Raw genomic sequence first — 16,294 nt, 5'->3', positions numbered from 1 at the left:
AGCTGTGCGTATGGTAAGCCGCGGGCGGCTGGACGAATTGGGACGTTGCCCGTAATCCTGCCGCGAAAGCCCGTGTCTCAATCGGGTTGCCGGGAGGAAATTCATGTCGCTGACCCGCCGTTCCACGCTCGGCCTTGTTGCCGGCGCCGTCTTCGCTCCGGCCATCGTCCGGGCGCAGAGCTATCCGTCGAAGACGATCACCCTGGTCGTGCCTTACCCGGCGGGCGGTCCGACCGACGCGATCGCGCGCTTTGTCGCCCAGGACCTGTCGGGCTTGATCGGCCAGGGCGTCGTCGTCGATAATCGTGCGGGCGCCTCGGGCGCGGTCGGCACCCGCGCCGTCGCGCATGGCGCCGCCGACGGGCACACCTTCATCTTCGGCAACAACCAGACGCACGGGAACAATATGTTCCTGCTGAAGGATCCCGGCTACGACGCGGTCAAGGATTTCGCGCCGATTGCCGGCGTCGGCGCCTTCGAGCACGCCTTTGTCGTCCGCAACGACCTGCCGGCCAAGAGCATCAAGGAGCTGGTCGCGCTCGCCAAGGCCGATCCCGGCAAGCTCAATTACGGCTCGACCGGCGTCGGCTCCGGCTCGCATCTCGCCATGGAGCTGTTCATGCAGCGCACCGGCATCAAGATGACGCATGTGCCCTTCAGGGGCGCCGCGCCGCTGGTGCAGGAGATCATCGGCGGGCGCATCGACATCGCCAATTCGACGCTGCCGTCCGTGCTTGAGCAGATTACCGCCGGCAATCTGCGGGCGATCGCGCTGGCGAGCCCCGAGCGCAATCCGCGCGCCAAGGACATCCCGACGCTGCGCGAGCAGGGCGTGACGGATGCCGACGCCGATAGCTGGGCCGCCTTCTTCGCTCCGGCGGCGACACCGGCACCGATCCTGGAGGCGCTGTCGAAGGCCGTGCTGGCTTCGATCGCCAAGCCGACTGTGACCGAGCAGATCCTCAAGCTCGGTTTCACCCTCAAGGTCCGCGATCCCGCCGCGTTCAAGCCCTATCACCAGCAGGAAATCGCGACCTGGGAGAAGATCATCAAGGAGGCCGGCGTCAAGCCGGAGTGATCGCTGAAGAGCGCCGCTTCACGCCGGCCTCCTTCGTCATGGTCGGGCTTGTCCCGGCCATCCACGTCTTCGCTGGTTGAGACCTGAGTTCAAGACGTGGATGCTCGCCATAAGGGCGAGCATGACGGGTAGGGCGTGCCCGACAGGATCGACGCTAACGGAGCCTGCCCATGAACCTCATGCCCAAGCTCGCAGCCCGCCGCGAGGCCGGCCGGCCCGTCCGCTGCGCCTTGATCGGCGCGGGCAAGTTCGGCTCGATGTTCCTGGCGCAGGTCCCGCATATCGAGGGGCTGGAGGTCGCGGCCATCGCCGATCTCGACCCCGAGCGCGCGCGCCAGGCCTGCCGCACCGTCGGCTGGGACGAGGCCCGCATCGCCGCTACCCGCTTCGTCGACAGCGGCGTCGCAGTAGCCGAGATGGACGGTATCGAGGTGGTGATCGAGGCGACGGGACACCCGGCCGCCGGAGCTCGCCATGCGCTCGCCGCGATCGCGGCCAGGCGCCACGTCGTCATGGTCAATGTCGAGGCCGACGTGCTGGTCGGCCCGGTGCTGGCGGCGAGGGCCAAGGCGGCGGGCGTGGTCTATTCGATGGCCTATGGCGACCAGCCGGCGCTCGTTTCCGAGATGGTCGACTGGGCCCGCGCGGCGGGCTTCACCGTCGCGGCTGCCGGCAAGGGCACCAAATACCTGCCGGCCTATCACCGCGTTACGCCGGATGAGGTCTGGAGCCATTACGGGCTGACGCCGGAGGCGGCGAAGGCCGCGGGGATGAACCCGCAAATGTTCAACTCCTTTCTCGACGGCACCAAATCGGCGATCGAGATGGCGGCGATCGCCAATGCCTGCGGGCTCGATGTGCCGGCTGATGGCCTTGCCTTCCCGCCCTGCGGCGTCGACGATCTCGCTCATGTCCTGCGGCCGAAGTCGGCCGGCGGCCAGCTCGAACGTGACGGCATGGTCGAGGTCGTCTCCTCGCTGGAGCGCGACGGGCGGCCCGTCTTCCGCGACCTGCGCTGGGGCGTCTATGTCCTGCTCAAGGCGCCGAACCCCTACGCCGCCGCCTGCTTCAAGCAGTACGGCTTGCCGACCGATTCCACCGGCCTCTACGCGGCGATGTACAAGCCCTTCCACCTGATCGGGCTCGAACTCTCGATCTCGGTGCTGAACGCGGCGCTGCGCGGCGAGCCGACCGGCGCGACGCGGAGCTGGCGCGGCGATGCGGTCGCGACCGCCAAGCGCGATCTCAAGGCCGGCGAGATGCTGGACGGGGAGGGCGGCTACACCGTCTACGGCAGACTGATGCCGGCCGCGGCAAGCCGTGCGGCGAAGGCGCTGCCGATCGGGCTCGCCCATGGCGTGACCTTGAAGCGGGATGTTCCGGCCGGCGCCGTGGTCACCAGCGCCGATGTCGCGCTCGACGAAACCTCGCCGATCGTCTCACTTCGGCGTGAGCTCGAAGCAACCGGCGCCTGAATCGTGCATTCTTCTTTGAACGGGACGCCCCGGATCGGCACGGCTGACGCCGCTTGTCCGGGACGACCTATCATCAGGAGATGCCTATGCGTCCGGTTCTTGCTGCCGCCCTTGCTCTAGCCCTTGCGGCAGCGCCCGCCATGGCGCAGCAGCGCTATCCGTCGAGCGCCGGCGAGCTCCTGGTCGAGACGGTCGCGAGCGGGCTGGAGAACCCCTGGGGCCTCGCCTTCCTGCCGGATGGGCGCATGCTGGTGACGGAGCGGCCGGGGCGGCTGCGACTGGTCGGTAGCGACGGCAAGCTCTCGGCGCCGATTTCCGGCGTGCCCAATGTCGTGGCGCGCGGGCAGGGCGGCCTGCTCGACGTCGTGCTCGACCCGAACTTCGCGCAGAATCGCTACCTCTATCTCTCCTTTGCCGAGCCGCGCGCCAACGGCAACGGCACCAGCGTCGCCCGCGCCCGGCTCAGCGCCAACGGCACTGCGCTGGAAGGCCTCAGCGTGATCTTCCGGCAGATGCCGACGATCGCCAGCAACATGCATTTCGGCTCGCGACTGGTCTTCGACCGGGCAGGGGCGCTCTTCGTCACCGTCGGCGATCGCTACAGCCAGCGCGACCAGGCGCAGAACCCGGAGAACCATCTCGGCAAGGTCCTGCGCATCAGGCCGGAAGGCGGCGCGGCGGAGGGCAATCCGAAGAAGCCGGGCTGGCAGCCGGAGATCTGGTCGATCGGCCACCGCAACGTCCAGGGCGCGGCGCTGCACCCGCAGACCGGCCAGCTCTGGACCGCCGAGCACGGCGCGCGCGGCGGCGACGAGATCAATACGCCCAAGGCCGGCCTCAACTATGGCTGGCCGGTCATCACCTACGGCATCGACTATTCCGGCGTGAAGATCGGCGACGGCACGAACAAGTCCGGGATGGAGCAGCCGCTGTTCTACTGGGACCCGTCGATCGCGCCGTCGGGCGCTGCCTTCTACACCGGCGACAAATGGCCGGCCTGGAAGAATTCGCTCTTCGTCGGCGCGCTCGCGGGGCAATTGCTGTCGCGGCTCTCGACCGATGGCGAGAAGGTCACCGGCGAGGAGCGTCTGCTGACCAATCTCGGCGAGCGCATTCGGGACGTCCGGCAGGGCCCGGACGGCTATCTCTACCTGCTCGCCGATGATTCCAACGGCAAGGTGCTCCGGGTCAGGCCGGCGCGGTAAAGGGGCTGTCTTTCCGGGGCTTTGCGTAGCAAAGAGCCCGGAACCCAGAACCGATGTCAGTCGTGGTGACGGCGCGCGAGCCGACAGATTCTTTCGGACAAGGCATCGGCTCTGGGTTCCGGGCTCAGGCCTGTCGGCTTGCCCCGGAATGACCGCGGAGTCTCGGAGCAGTCGCGAGGCTCACGGCCCGCAATCCCATTCGCGCTCGACGACGAAGACCTTGCGGGTCGTGAGCTGCCCGCGCGTGTCATAGAGGTCGCCGACATAGTATTCGGTGCCGGAGGCGTCGCGCACGCTGCGCTCGACCTGCAGCGACCAGCCATAGCCGACCTGGTTTCCACCCTTCCAGTCGCGATGGAGGTTGCCCGGCGAGGCCGAGGCGAGGATGCGGGCGCGCTCGTCGCTCGGCGAGCAGGTCGGTCCGGCAAGGGCTGCGCTCGATAGTGTGGCAAGGCAAAGGGCGAGCGTCATCGGCTTTAGCAAGGCAGGTGTCCTCAGGCTGGGCAGAATCAGGTGATCTCGGCGAGCCGCGTATCGAGCGACAGAACGAGGCACCAATGTGGCTCGAAGTCGGCTCCCAGCGGCCAGATCTGCTCCTTGAAGATCGTCAGCATGACCGCCTGATAACGCTCGAACCAGTCGCGCTGGCAAAGCACGAACTTGGTCGCGCCGACAATCGTCTCGCGGTCGATGATGCACAGAGGAACGATATCCGGATTGGCTGCGAGATAGTCCTGCACCGCGACCATCAGCGTCGGGTAGCCCGGGTGCAGCATGTCGTCGAGCACGATCAGCCCGCCTTCGGCGAGGCAGGCGGTGGCGAGCGCCAGGTCCTTGCTCAGCGCCGCGCGCGAATGCTCGCCGTCGATATGGATGAAGCGGAGCTTCTCGCCGCGGGCATGGTCGGTCAGTTCGTCCGGCGTCATCGCGCCGGCATCGGCCTTGATGGTGACGCGGCGCTCGGGGGCGACGCCGTGCTTCAAGCAGTTCGCCTCGAAACGGTCCTTCACCTCGGGATTCGGCCATTCGAAGATGTCGATGCCGAGGGCGATCTCGCCGGGCTCGAGCGCATGGGCGAGGGCAATGAAGAAGCGGCCCTCGAAGGCGCCGATCTCGGCGATCGGCCCGGCGACGCCGTTTTCGGTCTGCAGCCGGAGCAGGCGCGCGCAGACCGCGGCGGCAAAGCGCGAGGACATGCCGACGACGCGGTCATAGCCCTCGGCGAGATAGACCTCGACGGCGGGGTGGCCGGAATGCGGGAGGGGTGCCATCGCGCTCAGGCCCTGGCGTTGAAGATGAAGAAGGCGCCGGCCGCGATCAGTGCGAAGCCGATGGCGTGGTTCCAGGTGAGCTGCTCCTTCAGCCAGAACACCGAGAAGCCGGCGAAGACGCAGAGCGTGATCACCTCCTGCATCGTCTTCAACTCGGCTGCCGAGTAGACGGCCGAGCCGATGCGGTTGGCTGGAACGGCGAGCATGTATTCCGGCAAAGCGATCATCCAGCTCGCCAGGATCGCCAGCCAGATCGCCGTGCTCTTGTAGGAGAGGTGGCCGTACCAGGCGAAGGTCATGAAGACGTTCGAGGCGATCAGCATGCCGATCGGCAGCAAATGGGCGGTGCTGAGAGCTGGCATGAGGCGTCCGGGGAGGGCGGTTGGCGGCGGGATGTCCAGCTTAGCCGTAGCGCAGCTTCATCGTCAGGATAACCAGGACCAGCGCCAGCGTGACCGAATTGGCGCCGATCAATGGCCAGGAGGCGATCAGCACGCCATAGATCAGCCAGAACACGATGCCGGTGGCGAACAGCGCCTGCGTCCACAGCGAGATGCCGCTGGTGTCGCGCGTCTTGATCGTCTGCCAGGCCTGCGGCAGCCAGCAAAAGGTCGTCAGCAGGGCGGCGCAGAAGCCGAGCGCTTCGGTGGCGGCGGTAGACATAGGGGCCTGTCGGCGATTCGCGCGGGGACGAGATGATGACCAGACATAGCCGGTTTCGGCGCTTTGCGCGCGCCGGGCGTCGCGTGGCTAACCTCCGTTAACCGCAGCGCCCTAGATTCGCGCCAATTCTACGATTCGGTGGACCCATGCGCGCATTGATCCTGGCCTTGCCTTTCGTCCTCGCCGCCGCGACCGCGGCCCGGGCCGATTTCGATTCCTGCCTCGCCGGGCTGCGCTCGGCCGCCGGCGCCAAGGGCGTCTCCGGCGCGACCTTCGATCGCGCTATGTCGGGCGTCACGCCCGACATGAAGGTGATCGAGGCGATGAACAACCAGCCGGAGTTCAAGACGCCGATCTGGGATTATCTCGGCACGCTGGTCGACGAGGAGAAGGTCGCGGAGGGGCGCTCGATGATGCGCCAGCACGCCTCGACGCTCGCCGCGGCCGAACAGCGCTTCGGCGTCGACCGCCACACGATCGCGGCCGTATGGGGCGTGGAAAGCGATTTCGGCAAGGCGCGGGGCAAGATGCCGCTGGTCCAGGCACTCTCGACCGGCGCCTGCCTGGCGCCGCGCCGCAACGCCTTCTTCAAGGGCGAGTTGCTCGCCACCCTGCAGATTATCCAGCGCGGCGACGTCAGGGCCGACAGGCTGTTCGGCTCCTGGGCCGGCGCTTTCGGCCACACCCAGTTCATCCCCTCGACCTATCTCAGGCTCGCGGTCGACGGCGACGGCGACGGCCGGCGCGACCTCGTCGATTCGATTCCCGATGCGCTGCATTCGACCGCGAACTTCATGGACAAGGCCGGCTGGGTCACCGGCGCGACATGGGGCTATGAGGTGCGCGTGCCCGGTGGCTACTCCGGTCCCACCGGCCGCAATCCCAAGCAGCCGGTCTCGTCCTGGGCGGCGCGCGGCATCGTCAAGTTCGACGGCTCGGCGCTGTCGGGCTCGGGCAATGCCGGATTGCTGATGCCGGCTGGCCGCAGCGGCCCGGCCTTCCTCGTCTTCAAGAACTACGACGCCGCCTACAGCTATAACGGCGCGGACTCCTATGCGCTCGCCATCTCGTTGCTGTCCGACCGCCTGCGCGGCCGCCCCGGTGTGCAGGGCGAATGGCCGACCGACGATTTGCCGCTGTCGCGCGAGCAGCGCCGCGAACTACAGCGCCTGCTGACCCAGCGCGGCTACAATGTCGGCGAGCCCGACGGCGCCGTCGGCGCGCTGACGCGGGCGGCGATCAAGGATGTCGAGGGCAAGATCGGCATGCCGCAGACCGGCCGCCCGGGCGAGAAGGTCCTGCGCGCGCTGAAGGGCGGGCGGGTTTAGGACGGACGATGGGGTGGTGTGGCCGATTCCGCGCCGCTGACGGAGATTTTGTCGTCTGACTTTCGTGCTTAGAATCAGGCATTTGCGCTGGAGGACGATGGTTGGAAATATCGCCGCTCCTCATCACTCTCGGCGCTGGCTGCGCGACATTCGCCGTACTGTTGATCCGCGGTGCCCGTGAACGGCGGGCCTCCGGCACAGGTAAAGCGACGGAAATCCTCGCTTCCGGACTGGCGTCGATCAATATCGCCGGCGCGCTCGGCCTCGGATGGCTCGCGGCCAGGATGCTCTTCTACGACGGCCTGATGGTGGTCGAGCTTGCGATCTGCGCAGGCCTGATCGCAGCCTTGGCCATTGTCACGGGCGGCGCCTTCGCGCTCAAGCGTCGCGGCAGGACCAAGGCCGCCATCGCTGTGTTGACGGTCGCAGCCTTGCCGACGATCGCCGTCTTCGGGTTCCTGCTCTATCTCGACAGCAATCCGATCGACATGCGCTGACCGGTGGTCCGAAGACCACGATGGATCGCAGCTTCCGGGGGGCCCGGGCTGGTGCGGACAACCTTCCCCGGCGCCGGTTTACACATGCCGTCGCCAAGGCCATCCTCTCCCCAAGGCGACCACACGCCATCAGGGAGGTGACCATGTGCCGGATTTTCTCGGCCCAGACCGCCGATCGCTATGCCTATCAGACGCGCTCGATCCGCCTGGGCGGGCATGCGACCTCGATCAGGCTCGAAGCCGCCTTCTGGGACATCCTCGAAGAGATCGCGCTGATGCAGGGCGTCACCCTTGGCCGCTTCCTGAGCAAGCTCCATGACGAAGTGCTGGAGTTCCAGGAGGAGACGATGAACTTCACCTCCCTGCTGCGCTGCGCCTGTCTGACCTATCTCGCCGACGTGCGCGGCCAGGAGGAGGATTGCGAGCGGGTGAGGCGCGACGCGGTGCAGGCTTTCCACACCGCTGCCGAGTAGGGGAAGGACGACCTCGCACTCTTTCGAATTGTAGTAGTCCTATACTACCCGCGCTCTCCGGGGCGCTCCTAAGCTCTCTCGACCTTAACCGAAGAGGTCGAGAGCCTTGCCTTCAGCGTCCGTCGATCGCGCCTCTATTTGGCGTCGCGCGCCTGCCTGCCGACCGACCGCCATCGCGGTACTGGGATTTTGCGGCCTTGCCGCGCTTGCGCCCCTCGCTGCGCAGGAAGCCGAGCCGGCCAAGGCCAGGGCGCAGTTCCTGTCGAGCTGCGGTGTCTGCCACACCGCCGAGAAGGGCGGCGCCAATCGCCAGGGCCCGAACCTGCACGACATCGTCGGCAAGCCGGCGGCGGCGAAGGGCGATTTCAAGTTCTCCGAACCGCTGAAGAGTTCCGGCTTGGTCTGGGACGAGGCGACGCTCGACCGCTGGATCGAGGACGCCGCGGCGATGCGGCCGGGCACGAGCATGGCCTACCGCCAGCGCGATCCGGAGCGGCGCAAGCTGGTGATCGCCTATCTCAAATCCCTGGCCGAGCCGAAATAGGAGCGAGCCCGTGGCCAAAGCCATCCACATGATGATCCGCGTGCTGGAAGAGCAGCGCTCCCTGTCCTTCTACGAGACAGCCTTCGGCCTGACGGTCGCCGATCGCTTCGCTTTCGACGGCTTCACGCTGGTCTATCTGCGCAATGCCGAGGCCGACTTCGAGGTCGAGCTGACGATCAACCACGACCGCAAGGAGCCTTACGCGCTCGCCGACGGCTACGGCCACATCGCCTTCGCGGTCGAGGATCTCGACGCCGAGCATGCGCGGGTTGTCGCCGCCGGCCTCTCGCCCAATCCGATCAAGGAATTTCACCGCGACGGCGCGCTCCTCGCCCGCTTCTTCTTCATCCAGGACCCCGACGGCTACAAGATCGAGGTCCTCCAGAAACACGGTCGCTACCGCTAGCGCACACGCAACAACGGCGCAGCGGACAAACGCGCCGGAAAAACGGGAGGACACCATGGCCAGACTGCACGAAGCCGCGCCAGCGGCGACGATGGACCGCCGCCGCTTCATCGCCGGGACGGGCGCCGCCGCGATCGCCATTTCCGGTGGCGCGCTGATCCATGCCGGCGAGGCCTGGGGGCTGGAGGTCAAGGCGCTGAAGCCCGAGACCATGCTGACGCTGATCAAGCTGGCGCGCGACATCTATCCGCATGACCGCCTCGCCGACCGCTTCTACGCCGTCGCGATGAAGCCCTATGACGAGAAGGCGGCGAAAGATGCCGCCGCGAAGGCTGACACCGAGCGCAATGTCGCCGAGCTCGATGCGCTCGCCCAGAAGCAGCACAAGCTCCCTTACGCGCAGGTCGGCTGGGAGAGCCAGCGGGTGAACCTGCTGCGCGCCATCCAGAAGGGCAAGTTCTTCCAAGGCGTGCGCGGCGGCCTCGTCGTCTCGCTCTACAACCAGCCGGAGATCTGGCCGGCCTTCGGCTACGAGGGCGAGAGCGCCTCCAAGGGCGGCTACATCGCGCGCGGCTTCGGCGACATCACCTGGCTCTGAAACCATAAAATCGGGAGGAGGCAGCCATGGCTGCAACATTCGATCTGAACGACGATACGGTCGTGGTGGTCGTCGGCTCCGGCGCCGGCGGCGGCACGCTCGCCACCGAACTCGCGCTGAAGGGCATCAAGGTGGTTTGCCTCGAGGCGGGCAAGCGCCACGAGATGGAGGATTTCCTCAACGACGAATGGGGCTCCTTCGCGCAGCTGGCCTGGACCGACATGCGCACGACCTCGGGCTCCTGGCGGGTGGCGCGCGACTTCGCCAACCTGCCGGCCTGGATCGTCAAGGCGGTCGGCGGCTCGACCACGCACTGGGCCGGCGCCTCGCTGCGCTTCCAGCCGCACGAGTTCAAGGCCCGCACCACCTATGGCGGCCTCAAGGGCGCGAACCTGCTCGACTGGCCGATCGACCTCGCCGAGATGGCGCCCTGGTACGCCAAGGCCGAGGACCGGATGGGCGTGACGCTGACCAACGGCATTCCCGGCCTGCCCGGCAACAACAACTTCAAGGTGCTGGAGAAGGGCGCAAAGAAGCTCGGCTACAAGCAGGTTCACACCGGCCGGATGGCGATCAACTCCGAGCCACGCGACGGCCGCGGTGCCTGCCAGCAGATCGGCTTCTGCTTCCAGGGCTGCAAGTCCGGCGCGAAATGGTCGACGCTCTATGCCGAGCTGCCGAAGGGCGAGGCCACCGGCAAGCTCGAGGTCAGGCCCGAATCCTTCGTCCAGAAGATCGAGCACGACGCCTCCGGCAAGGTCACCGGCGTGGTCTATCTCGACGGCAAGGGCGTGCAGCAGCGCCAGAAGGCGCGGATCGTCGCGGTCGCCGGCAACTCGATCGAGAGCCCGCGCCTGCTGCTCAACTCGGCCTCGAACCTGTTCAAGGACGGGCTCGCCAACTCCTCCGGCCAGGTCGGCCGCAACTACATGCGGCACATGACCGGCTCGGTCTACGGTGTCTTCGACAAGCCGGTCAGGATGTGGCGCGGCACCACCATGGCCGGCATCGTCCAGGATGAGGCGCATCACGACACCAAGCGCGGCTTCGTCGGCGGCTACGAGCTGGAGACGCTGTCGATCGGCCTGCCGTTCATGGCCGCCTTCCTCGATCCCGGCTCCTGGGGGCGGGAGTTCACCACGGCGCTCGATTCCTATGAGAACATGGCCGGGATGTGGATCGTCGGCGAGGACATGCCGCAGGAGAGCAACCGCATCACCCTCTCCGACAAGAAGGACAAGGGCGGCATGCCGGTCGCCAACGTCCATTTCGACGACCACCCCAACGATCTCGCCATGCGGGCCCATGCCTACAAGCAGGGCGCGGCGATCTATGGCGCGGTCGGGGCGACGCGAACCTTCCCGACCACGCCTTATCCTTCGACCCACAACCTCGGCACCAACCGCATGTCCGAGAAGGCGAAGGACGGCGTCGTCAACAAGTTCGGCCAGAGTCACGACATCAAGAACCTGTTCGTCTCGGACGGCAGCCAGTTCACCACTGGCGGAGCCGAGAACCCGACGCTGACCATCGTCGCCCTGGCGCTGCGCCAAGCCGACTACATCGAGAAGCAGATGGCGCAGAAGACCGTCTGAGGTCTCGCCCCCTCATCCGGCGCGCGATGGCGAGTTTCGCCGCGCCGCCCGGATGCGATGCCCGGCCATCCTCCCCGGCCGGGCATCGTCATGCCTGCAGCGTTGGCTCGGCTGCCCGCTCAGACGCTTGCGCGCCGCCTCCCGCCCCCCTAATCAGCCGGCGAGAGACATTCCGCAAGGCGACGAGGCTTTCCCATGGCGAACCACAAGCTCCTGCTGCTCCCCGGTGACGGCATCGGCCCCGAGGTGATGGGACAGGTCGAGAAGATCGTCTCCTGGTTCGAGAAGCAGGGCCTCGGCTCGTTCTCGCTCGAGCGCGGCCTCGTCGGTGGCATAGCCTACGACGCCCACAAGGCGGCGATCTCCGAAGGCGACATGAAGCTTGCTCAGGACGCCGACGCCGTGCTCTTCGGTGCGGTCGGCGGGCCGAAATGGGCCGATGTGCCCTATCAGCACCGTCCCGAGGCCGGCCTGCTGCGCCTGCGCAAGGATCTCGGCCTGTTCGCCAACCTGCGTCCGGCGATCTGCTATCCGGCGCTGGCCTCGGCCTCGTCGCTGAAGCCCGAAGTGGTCGAGGGTCTCGACATCCTGATCGTGCGCGAGCTCACCGGCGGCGTCTATTTCGGCGAGCCGAAGGAGATCGTCACGCTGGAGGACGGCTCCAAGCGCGGCGTCGACACCCAGCTCTACACGACCGGTGAGATCGAGCGCATCTGCGCCGTCGCCTTCGAGTTGGCGCGCACCCGCCGCAACAAGGTCTCTTCGGCCGAGAAGCACAACGTCATGAAGACCGGCGTGCTCTGGAAGCAGACGGTCACCGCCCAGCATGCCAGGGACTACAAGGACGTCGAGCTCGAGCATGTGCTCGCCGACAACTGCGCCATGCAGCTGGTGCGCTGGCCCAAGCAATACGACGTCATCGTCACCGACAATCTGTTCGGCGACATCCTCTCCGACGTCGCGGCGATGCTGACCGGCTCGCTCGGCATGCTGCCCTCCGCCTCGCTCGGCGCCGAAGATCCGGTGACCGGCAAGCGCAAGGCGCTCTACGAGCCCGTGCACGGTTCTGCCCCCGACATCGCCGGCAAGGGCCTCGCCAACCCGATCGCGATGATCGGCTCCTTCGCCATGGCGCTGCGCTATTCGTTCGGCGCCGGTGAGGCGGCCGACCGGCTCGAAGGCGCGATCGCCGACGTGCTCGGCGCCGGCACCCGCACCAAGGACATCGCCGCGCCGGGCGCCAACGCCGTCTCGACCACCGAGATGGGGGACGCCATCGTCAAGGCGCTCGAAGCGCGCGGCTGAGGCGCAGCGCCACCGGCACAGGAAGCGGGTGGCGGTTTCCCGGTGACACAGGCTTCCTCGGAGCCATCAGCGGTCGCTCCGACCGCGTTGACTCCGAGGTTCCAGATGAATGCAGATGCCGGCGGCCTGTCCGCCATGGAGCTGCTCGAACGCATGTTCGCGGTCGAGCTGCGCTTCCTGCAGCAGGAGGAGGCCGATCTCGGCCTGCTCGCCACCGCCTTCCATCCCGAGGTTGTCGTGCACGAGCCGGCCTCGCTGCCCTATGCCGGTGATTGGCGCGGGCTCGACGGGATCGGCCGCTTGTTCAAGACGATGCGCGAGACCTGGAGCGATCTGTCGGTCGACGGCCTGCAGGCGGCGAAGACGGGCGACACGGTCTTCATGGCCTGCAGCCTGCGCCTCACGGCGCGCAACAGTGGCAGGATGATCACCCAGCCTTTTGCGGAGGTGCTGCGCTTCGAGGGCGGGCGGCTGATCGAAGGCACGCCGTTCTACTATGACACTGCGGCGATCGCGGCGGCGCTGGCCTGACCCTTTAGCCAGGCCTGTCAGCTCGCCCGGCCGCCATACTGCGCCTCGTGCAGCCGCCGATAGATGCCGTGCCGCTGCACCAGGTCCTGATGCCTTCCCTGCTCGGCGACGCCGCTCTCGTCGATGACGATGATGCGGTCGGCGTCCTGGATCGTGGCGAGCCGGTGGGCGATGACCAGCGTGGTGCGGCCCTTCGACAGTTCGGCGAGCGAGGCCTGGATGGCGCGCTCGGTCTCGGTGTCGAGCGCCGAGGTCGCCTCGTCCAGGATCAGGATCGGCGGGTTCTTCAGGAACATGCGGGCGATGGCGAGGCGCTGCTTCTGCCCGCCCGAGAGCTTGACGCCGCGCTCGCCGATCACCGTGTCGAGGCCATCGGGCAGCCGCGCGATCATCTCGTCGAGCCGGGCACGCCTGGCAGCCTCGATGATCTCGTCTTCGCTCGCCGTCAGCTTGCCATAGGCGATGTTCTCGCGGAGCGTACCCGCGAAGAGGAAGACGTCCTGCTGAACGATGCCGATCTGGCCGCGCAGCGAGGCCAGCGTCATCTGGCGGATATCGATTCCGTCAATGGTGATGCGTCCGCCCTCGACGTCGTAGAAGCGCGGCAGCAGCGAGCAGATCGTCGTCTTGCCGGCCCCTGACGGTCCGACGAAGGCGATGGTCTCGCCGGCGCGGATCGAAAGGTCGATCCCCTTCAGGATGGTGCGATCCGGCGTATAGCCGAAGCTGACGCTCTCATAGGCGATGTCACCCTTGAGATCGGAGACTGCGACGGCGCCGGGCAGGTCGGCGATGTCGGGCCTGGTGTCGAGGAACTCCGTGTAGCGCCGGAAGCCGGCGATGCCCTTCGGATAGGTCTCGATCACCGAGTTGATCTTCTCGATCGGCCGGAAGAACACTGTGACCAGCAAGAGGAAGCCGACGAAGCCACCGGCGGAAAGGTCGCCGATCAGCACGTAATAGGCGCCGGCGATCATCACCGCCATCTGGGTCAGGCGCATGCCGAAATAGCTGAGCGAGGTCGAGGCTGCCATCAGCCGGTAGGCGTCGAGCTTGGTGCGGCGGTAGCGCTGGTTGTCAGCTGCGAACAGGCTGCGCTCATGCTCCTCATTGGCGAAGGCCTGGACGACACGGATGCCGCCGACATTCTCTTCGATCCGGGCGTTGAACGAGCCGACGCTGCCGAACAGCTTCTGCCAGTTCGCTGTCATCCGGCTGCCATAGCGGCTGGTCAGCCAGGCGATCAGCGGCACGATCGTCGCGGTGATCAGCGCCAAATGCGGATGCACGCTCAGCATCAGCGCGAAGGCGCCGATGAAGGTCATCACGGCGATGAACAGATCCTCCGGCCCGTGATGGGCAACCTCGCCGATCTCCTCGAGGTCCTTGGTCAGGCGCCCGACGAGGTGGCCGGTCTTCTGGTTGTCGAACCAGCCAAAGGAGAGCTTCTGCAGATGGTCGAATGCCTTGCGGCGCATCTCGGTCTCGATGTTGATGCCGAGCATGTGGCCCCAATAGGTCACCACCACCATCAAGCCGGCATTGACCAGATAGATCACCAGCAGGCCGAGCGAGGCCAGCACGATCAGGCTCCAGTTTCCGCTCGGCAGCAGCTGGTCGACGAACAGCTTCACCGCGATCGGAAAGCCGAGCTCGAGCAGCCCCGAGATCACGGCGCAGCCGAAGTCGAGCAGGAAGAGCCCGCGATGCGGGCGGTAATAGGCGAAGAAGCGCTTCAGCATGGCGGGCGGGGCTTTAGCACGCGGTGTGGCGCGGAGCCATGAGCTGGAGGCGGGGCGGGGGCGGCGAGCCCGCACGAAAAGCCCCGCCGGCTCCTGCCGCGAGGGTCTGAGGGCAAGCGCAAGCCCAAGGGGTGCGCGGGGTCCGGATGCGGCAGCCTTCGCCGCCATGTCGAATGTCGATGTCGAAGTGTCGAAGCGGCTTGAACACGCCGCTCCCGAACCCCGCGCGCGGTTCTCTAAGGTGCCTCGCCGCGCCTTCAGGTCGGGCAAGACCCGGCTTCGCCCGGACGAGGCTCCTCCGCCATTCCAACCCGCAACGGTTGTTCAGACGGACACCGCTCTCCCGCCCGGCCGCACGATGCCTCGCGACAGCCCCCTTGGTCGGACAGGACGGGGAGGAGAATACGCCCGGTTTCGGCGGCGGGGATCGATCGTCTGGTTATCCCCGCTGTCTCCACCGTCATGCTCGCCCTTGTGGCGAGTATCGACGTCTTGAACACCGTGCTTCACGAAGGAAGACATGGATGGCCGGGACAAGCCGGGCCATGACGGGTAGGGCGCGGACAGGGCAGGGGGATGGCCCTTGTGACCAGTTGCGCGAGCGCTGACCGCGCGGCCAGGTTCAGGCTCACGAGTCTCCTCCTGCGCACCTCCTTCCAGGAGGGGGCATGGCAGGCGGCCGACCAAATTGTGGCCTCCTTGCCACATGTTGAAGCGTTAATCGGATGTGAACAGCGGTTCATTGCGCCGGCTGCGCCCTAACGTAAAGTAGCGCCACGGCCGGGGTGGGAACGTGTCAGCCAGACGAAGAATGCAGGCGAGCCCGATGCGGCCGACGCCGGAGTGCGTCTCGCCGGCGCAAGGGCCGCGGCCTGCGCTTGGCCATGCGCTGATGCGGCCTATGGCGGCCTCGCTCGACGACGCATGTTCGCTATGCCCACGACCCGTCGTCAGGCATCGTCGCGCCCGGCTCGCGGCTGTCTCGATTCTCGCCCTGCTCGCCGCGGCGCTGGCCACGCCGGCGGCTGCCAATGGCGGCAGCGGCGGCAATGGGGGCGGCGGAGACGGCACGGGCGGCGCGGGCGGGAGCGACAATTCGACCGGCGCTGCCGGCGGCGCCGGAAGCAACGGTACCGCCACTTTCGGCGGCGGCGGCGGCGGCGGCGCCGGCGCCGTCACGGGCGGAGCCGGGGGCTTTCGCTTTGGCGGAAATCCCGGGGCCGGCCAGGGCGGCACGGGCGGCGTTCACGGCTCGGTCGGCACCGGTCTGCCGGCTGGCGTCAGCACCGGCAGCAATGGCGGCGCGGGGAACGATGGCACCGGCGCCAGCGGCGGCGGCGGCGGCGGCGCCGGCGGCTATGGCGCAGTCGTCACCGGCGCCGGGACGGCGGGCACGATCACAGGCGCCGTCACCGGCGGCAATGGCGGGGCTGGCGGAAGCAGCGTTTTCGACCACCGCGGCTCTGGCGGCTCCGGCGGCATCGGCCTGCTCTTCACCAATGGCAGTCTTGCGACCACGCTCGTCGTCGACGGCACGGTCCAGGGCGGCACGGGCGGCGCGGCGGGCACGGGCTCCGCGGCTT

17 protein-coding genes and 1 pseudogene are annotated in these 16,294 nt (G+C 67.3%); 13 read left to right on the top strand and 5 right to left on the bottom strand.

All coding sequences use genetic code 11. From position 1 onward, the window contains the following. The first annotated feature begins 103 nt into the window (after window positions 1-103). The 3 genes from ACSQ3M_RS06770 to ACSQ3M_RS06760 all read left to right on the top strand — a co-directional run bounded on the left by ACSQ3M_RS06770 (window position 104) and on the right by ACSQ3M_RS06760 (window position 3,758). The gene (locus tag ACSQ3M_RS06770; RefSeq protein WP_436149319.1) at window positions 104-1,078 is read left to right on the top strand and encodes a Bug family tripartite tricarboxylate transporter substrate binding protein; all 975 of its coding nucleotides are present in this window, start codon (window positions 104-106) and stop codon (window positions 1,076-1,078) included. 170 nt (window positions 1,079-1,248) lie between these two features. After that, a complete protein-coding gene (locus ACSQ3M_RS06765; protein ID WP_436149318.1) occupies window positions 1,249-2,553 on the top strand; it encodes an NAD(P)H-dependent oxidoreductase in 1,305 nt (434 codons plus the stop codon). 86 nt (window positions 2,554-2,639) lie between these two features. Next, a complete protein-coding gene (locus ACSQ3M_RS06760) occupies window positions 2,640-3,758 on the top strand; it encodes a PQQ-dependent sugar dehydrogenase (RefSeq protein ID WP_436149317.1) in 1,119 nt (372 codons plus the stop codon). 180 nt (window positions 3,759-3,938) lie between these two features. Here the strand turns inward: ACSQ3M_RS06760 and ACSQ3M_RS06755 are convergent, their stop codons facing one another. Genes ACSQ3M_RS06755 through ACSQ3M_RS06740 form a run of 4 tightly spaced genes read right to left on the bottom strand, consistent with a single transcriptional unit; the run spans window position 3,939 to window position 5,692 of the window. Further along, window positions 3,939-4,241 (bottom strand): hypothetical protein, encoded by a 303-nt coding sequence (locus tag ACSQ3M_RS06755; RefSeq protein ID WP_436149316.1) that lies wholly within the window; start codon window positions 4,239-4,241, stop codon window positions 3,939-3,941. A 26-nt stretch (window positions 4,242-4,267) separates the two neighbouring features. Beyond that, complete coding sequence (locus ACSQ3M_RS06750; protein ID WP_436149315.1) at window positions 4,268-5,029, bottom strand: class I SAM-dependent methyltransferase; 762 nt, start codon at window positions 5,027-5,029, stop codon at window positions 4,268-4,270. A 5-nt stretch (window positions 5,030-5,034) separates the two neighbouring features. After that, entirely contained in the window at window positions 5,035-5,391 is a 357-nt protein-coding gene (locus ACSQ3M_RS06745; protein ID WP_436149314.1) for a DMT family protein, read from the bottom strand. A gap of 40 nt (window positions 5,392-5,431) precedes the next feature. Next, window positions 5,432-5,692: a SemiSWEET family sugar transporter gene (locus ACSQ3M_RS06740; RefSeq protein WP_436149313.1), complete on the bottom strand. Its 261-nt coding sequence runs from the start codon at window positions 5,690-5,692 to the stop codon at window positions 5,432-5,434. 146 nt (window positions 5,693-5,838) lie between these two features. Between ACSQ3M_RS06740 and ACSQ3M_RS06735 the strand changes: the two genes are divergently transcribed. The 9 genes from ACSQ3M_RS06735 to ACSQ3M_RS06695 all read left to right on the top strand — a co-directional run bounded on the left by ACSQ3M_RS06735 (window position 5,839) and on the right by ACSQ3M_RS06695 (window position 12,969). After that, window positions 5,839-7,020, top strand: coding sequence for a lytic murein transglycosylase (locus ACSQ3M_RS06735; protein WP_436149312.1), 1,182 nt, complete (start codon window positions 5,839-5,841; stop codon window positions 7,018-7,020). A gap of 161 nt (window positions 7,021-7,181) precedes the next feature. After that, window positions 7,182-7,517 (top strand): hypothetical protein, encoded by a 336-nt coding sequence (locus tag ACSQ3M_RS06730; RefSeq protein WP_436149311.1) that lies wholly within the window; start codon window positions 7,182-7,184, stop codon window positions 7,515-7,517. Between the two features lie 143 nt (window positions 7,518-7,660). Next, on the top strand, window positions 7,661-7,990 hold the full coding sequence (locus tag ACSQ3M_RS06725; RefSeq protein WP_436149310.1) for a ribbon-helix-helix domain-containing protein: 330 nt from the start codon (window positions 7,661-7,663) through the stop codon (window positions 7,988-7,990). Window positions 7,991-8,096: 106 nt separating this feature from the next. Next, complete coding sequence (locus tag ACSQ3M_RS06720; RefSeq protein ID WP_436149309.1) at window positions 8,097-8,534, top strand: c-type cytochrome; 438 nt, start codon at window positions 8,097-8,099, stop codon at window positions 8,532-8,534. Between the two features lie 10 nt (window positions 8,535-8,544). Further along, complete coding sequence (locus ACSQ3M_RS06715) at window positions 8,545-8,940, top strand: VOC family protein (RefSeq protein WP_436149308.1); 396 nt, start codon at window positions 8,545-8,547, stop codon at window positions 8,938-8,940. A gap of 55 nt (window positions 8,941-8,995) precedes the next feature. After that, complete coding sequence (locus ACSQ3M_RS06710) at window positions 8,996-9,538, top strand: Twin-arginine translocation pathway signal (protein ID WP_436149307.1); 543 nt, start codon at window positions 8,996-8,998, stop codon at window positions 9,536-9,538. Between the two features lie 26 nt (window positions 9,539-9,564). Beyond that, on the top strand, window positions 9,565-11,133 hold the full coding sequence (locus tag ACSQ3M_RS06705) for a GMC family oxidoreductase (RefSeq protein ID WP_436149306.1): 1,569 nt from the start codon (window positions 9,565-9,567) through the stop codon (window positions 11,131-11,133). Between the two features lie 195 nt (window positions 11,134-11,328). Further along, the gene (leuB, locus tag ACSQ3M_RS06700) at window positions 11,329-12,438 is read left to right on the top strand and encodes a 3-isopropylmalate dehydrogenase (protein WP_436149305.1); all 1,110 of its coding nucleotides are present in this window, start codon (window positions 11,329-11,331) and stop codon (window positions 12,436-12,438) included. Between the two features lie 105 nt (window positions 12,439-12,543). Beyond that, window positions 12,544-12,969 (top strand): nuclear transport factor 2 family protein, encoded by a 426-nt coding sequence (locus ACSQ3M_RS06695; RefSeq protein ID WP_436149304.1) that lies wholly within the window; start codon window positions 12,544-12,546, stop codon window positions 12,967-12,969. A gap of 17 nt (window positions 12,970-12,986) precedes the next feature. Here the strand turns inward: ACSQ3M_RS06695 and ACSQ3M_RS06690 are convergent, their stop codons facing one another. Beyond that, window positions 12,987-14,711 carry an ABC transporter ATP-binding protein gene (locus ACSQ3M_RS06690; protein WP_436149303.1) on the bottom strand — a complete coding sequence of 575 codons (1,725 nt, stop codon included), beginning with the start codon at window positions 14,709-14,711 and terminating at the stop codon, window positions 12,987-12,989. An 826-nt stretch (window positions 14,712-15,537) separates the two neighbouring features. Between ACSQ3M_RS06690 and ACSQ3M_RS06685 the strand changes: the two are divergent. Further along, window positions 15,538-16,294: pseudogene (locus ACSQ3M_RS06685) on the top strand (hypothetical protein); the annotation flags it as partial.

The organism is Allobosea sp. LjRoot90 (genome assembly GCF_964254315.1).
Classification (GTDB): Bacteria; Pseudomonadota; Alphaproteobacteria; order Rhizobiales; family Beijerinckiaceae; genus Allobosea.
Note: the sequence above shows the minus strand (reverse complement) of the source record. Positions and strands in the feature narration are given on the sequence as shown.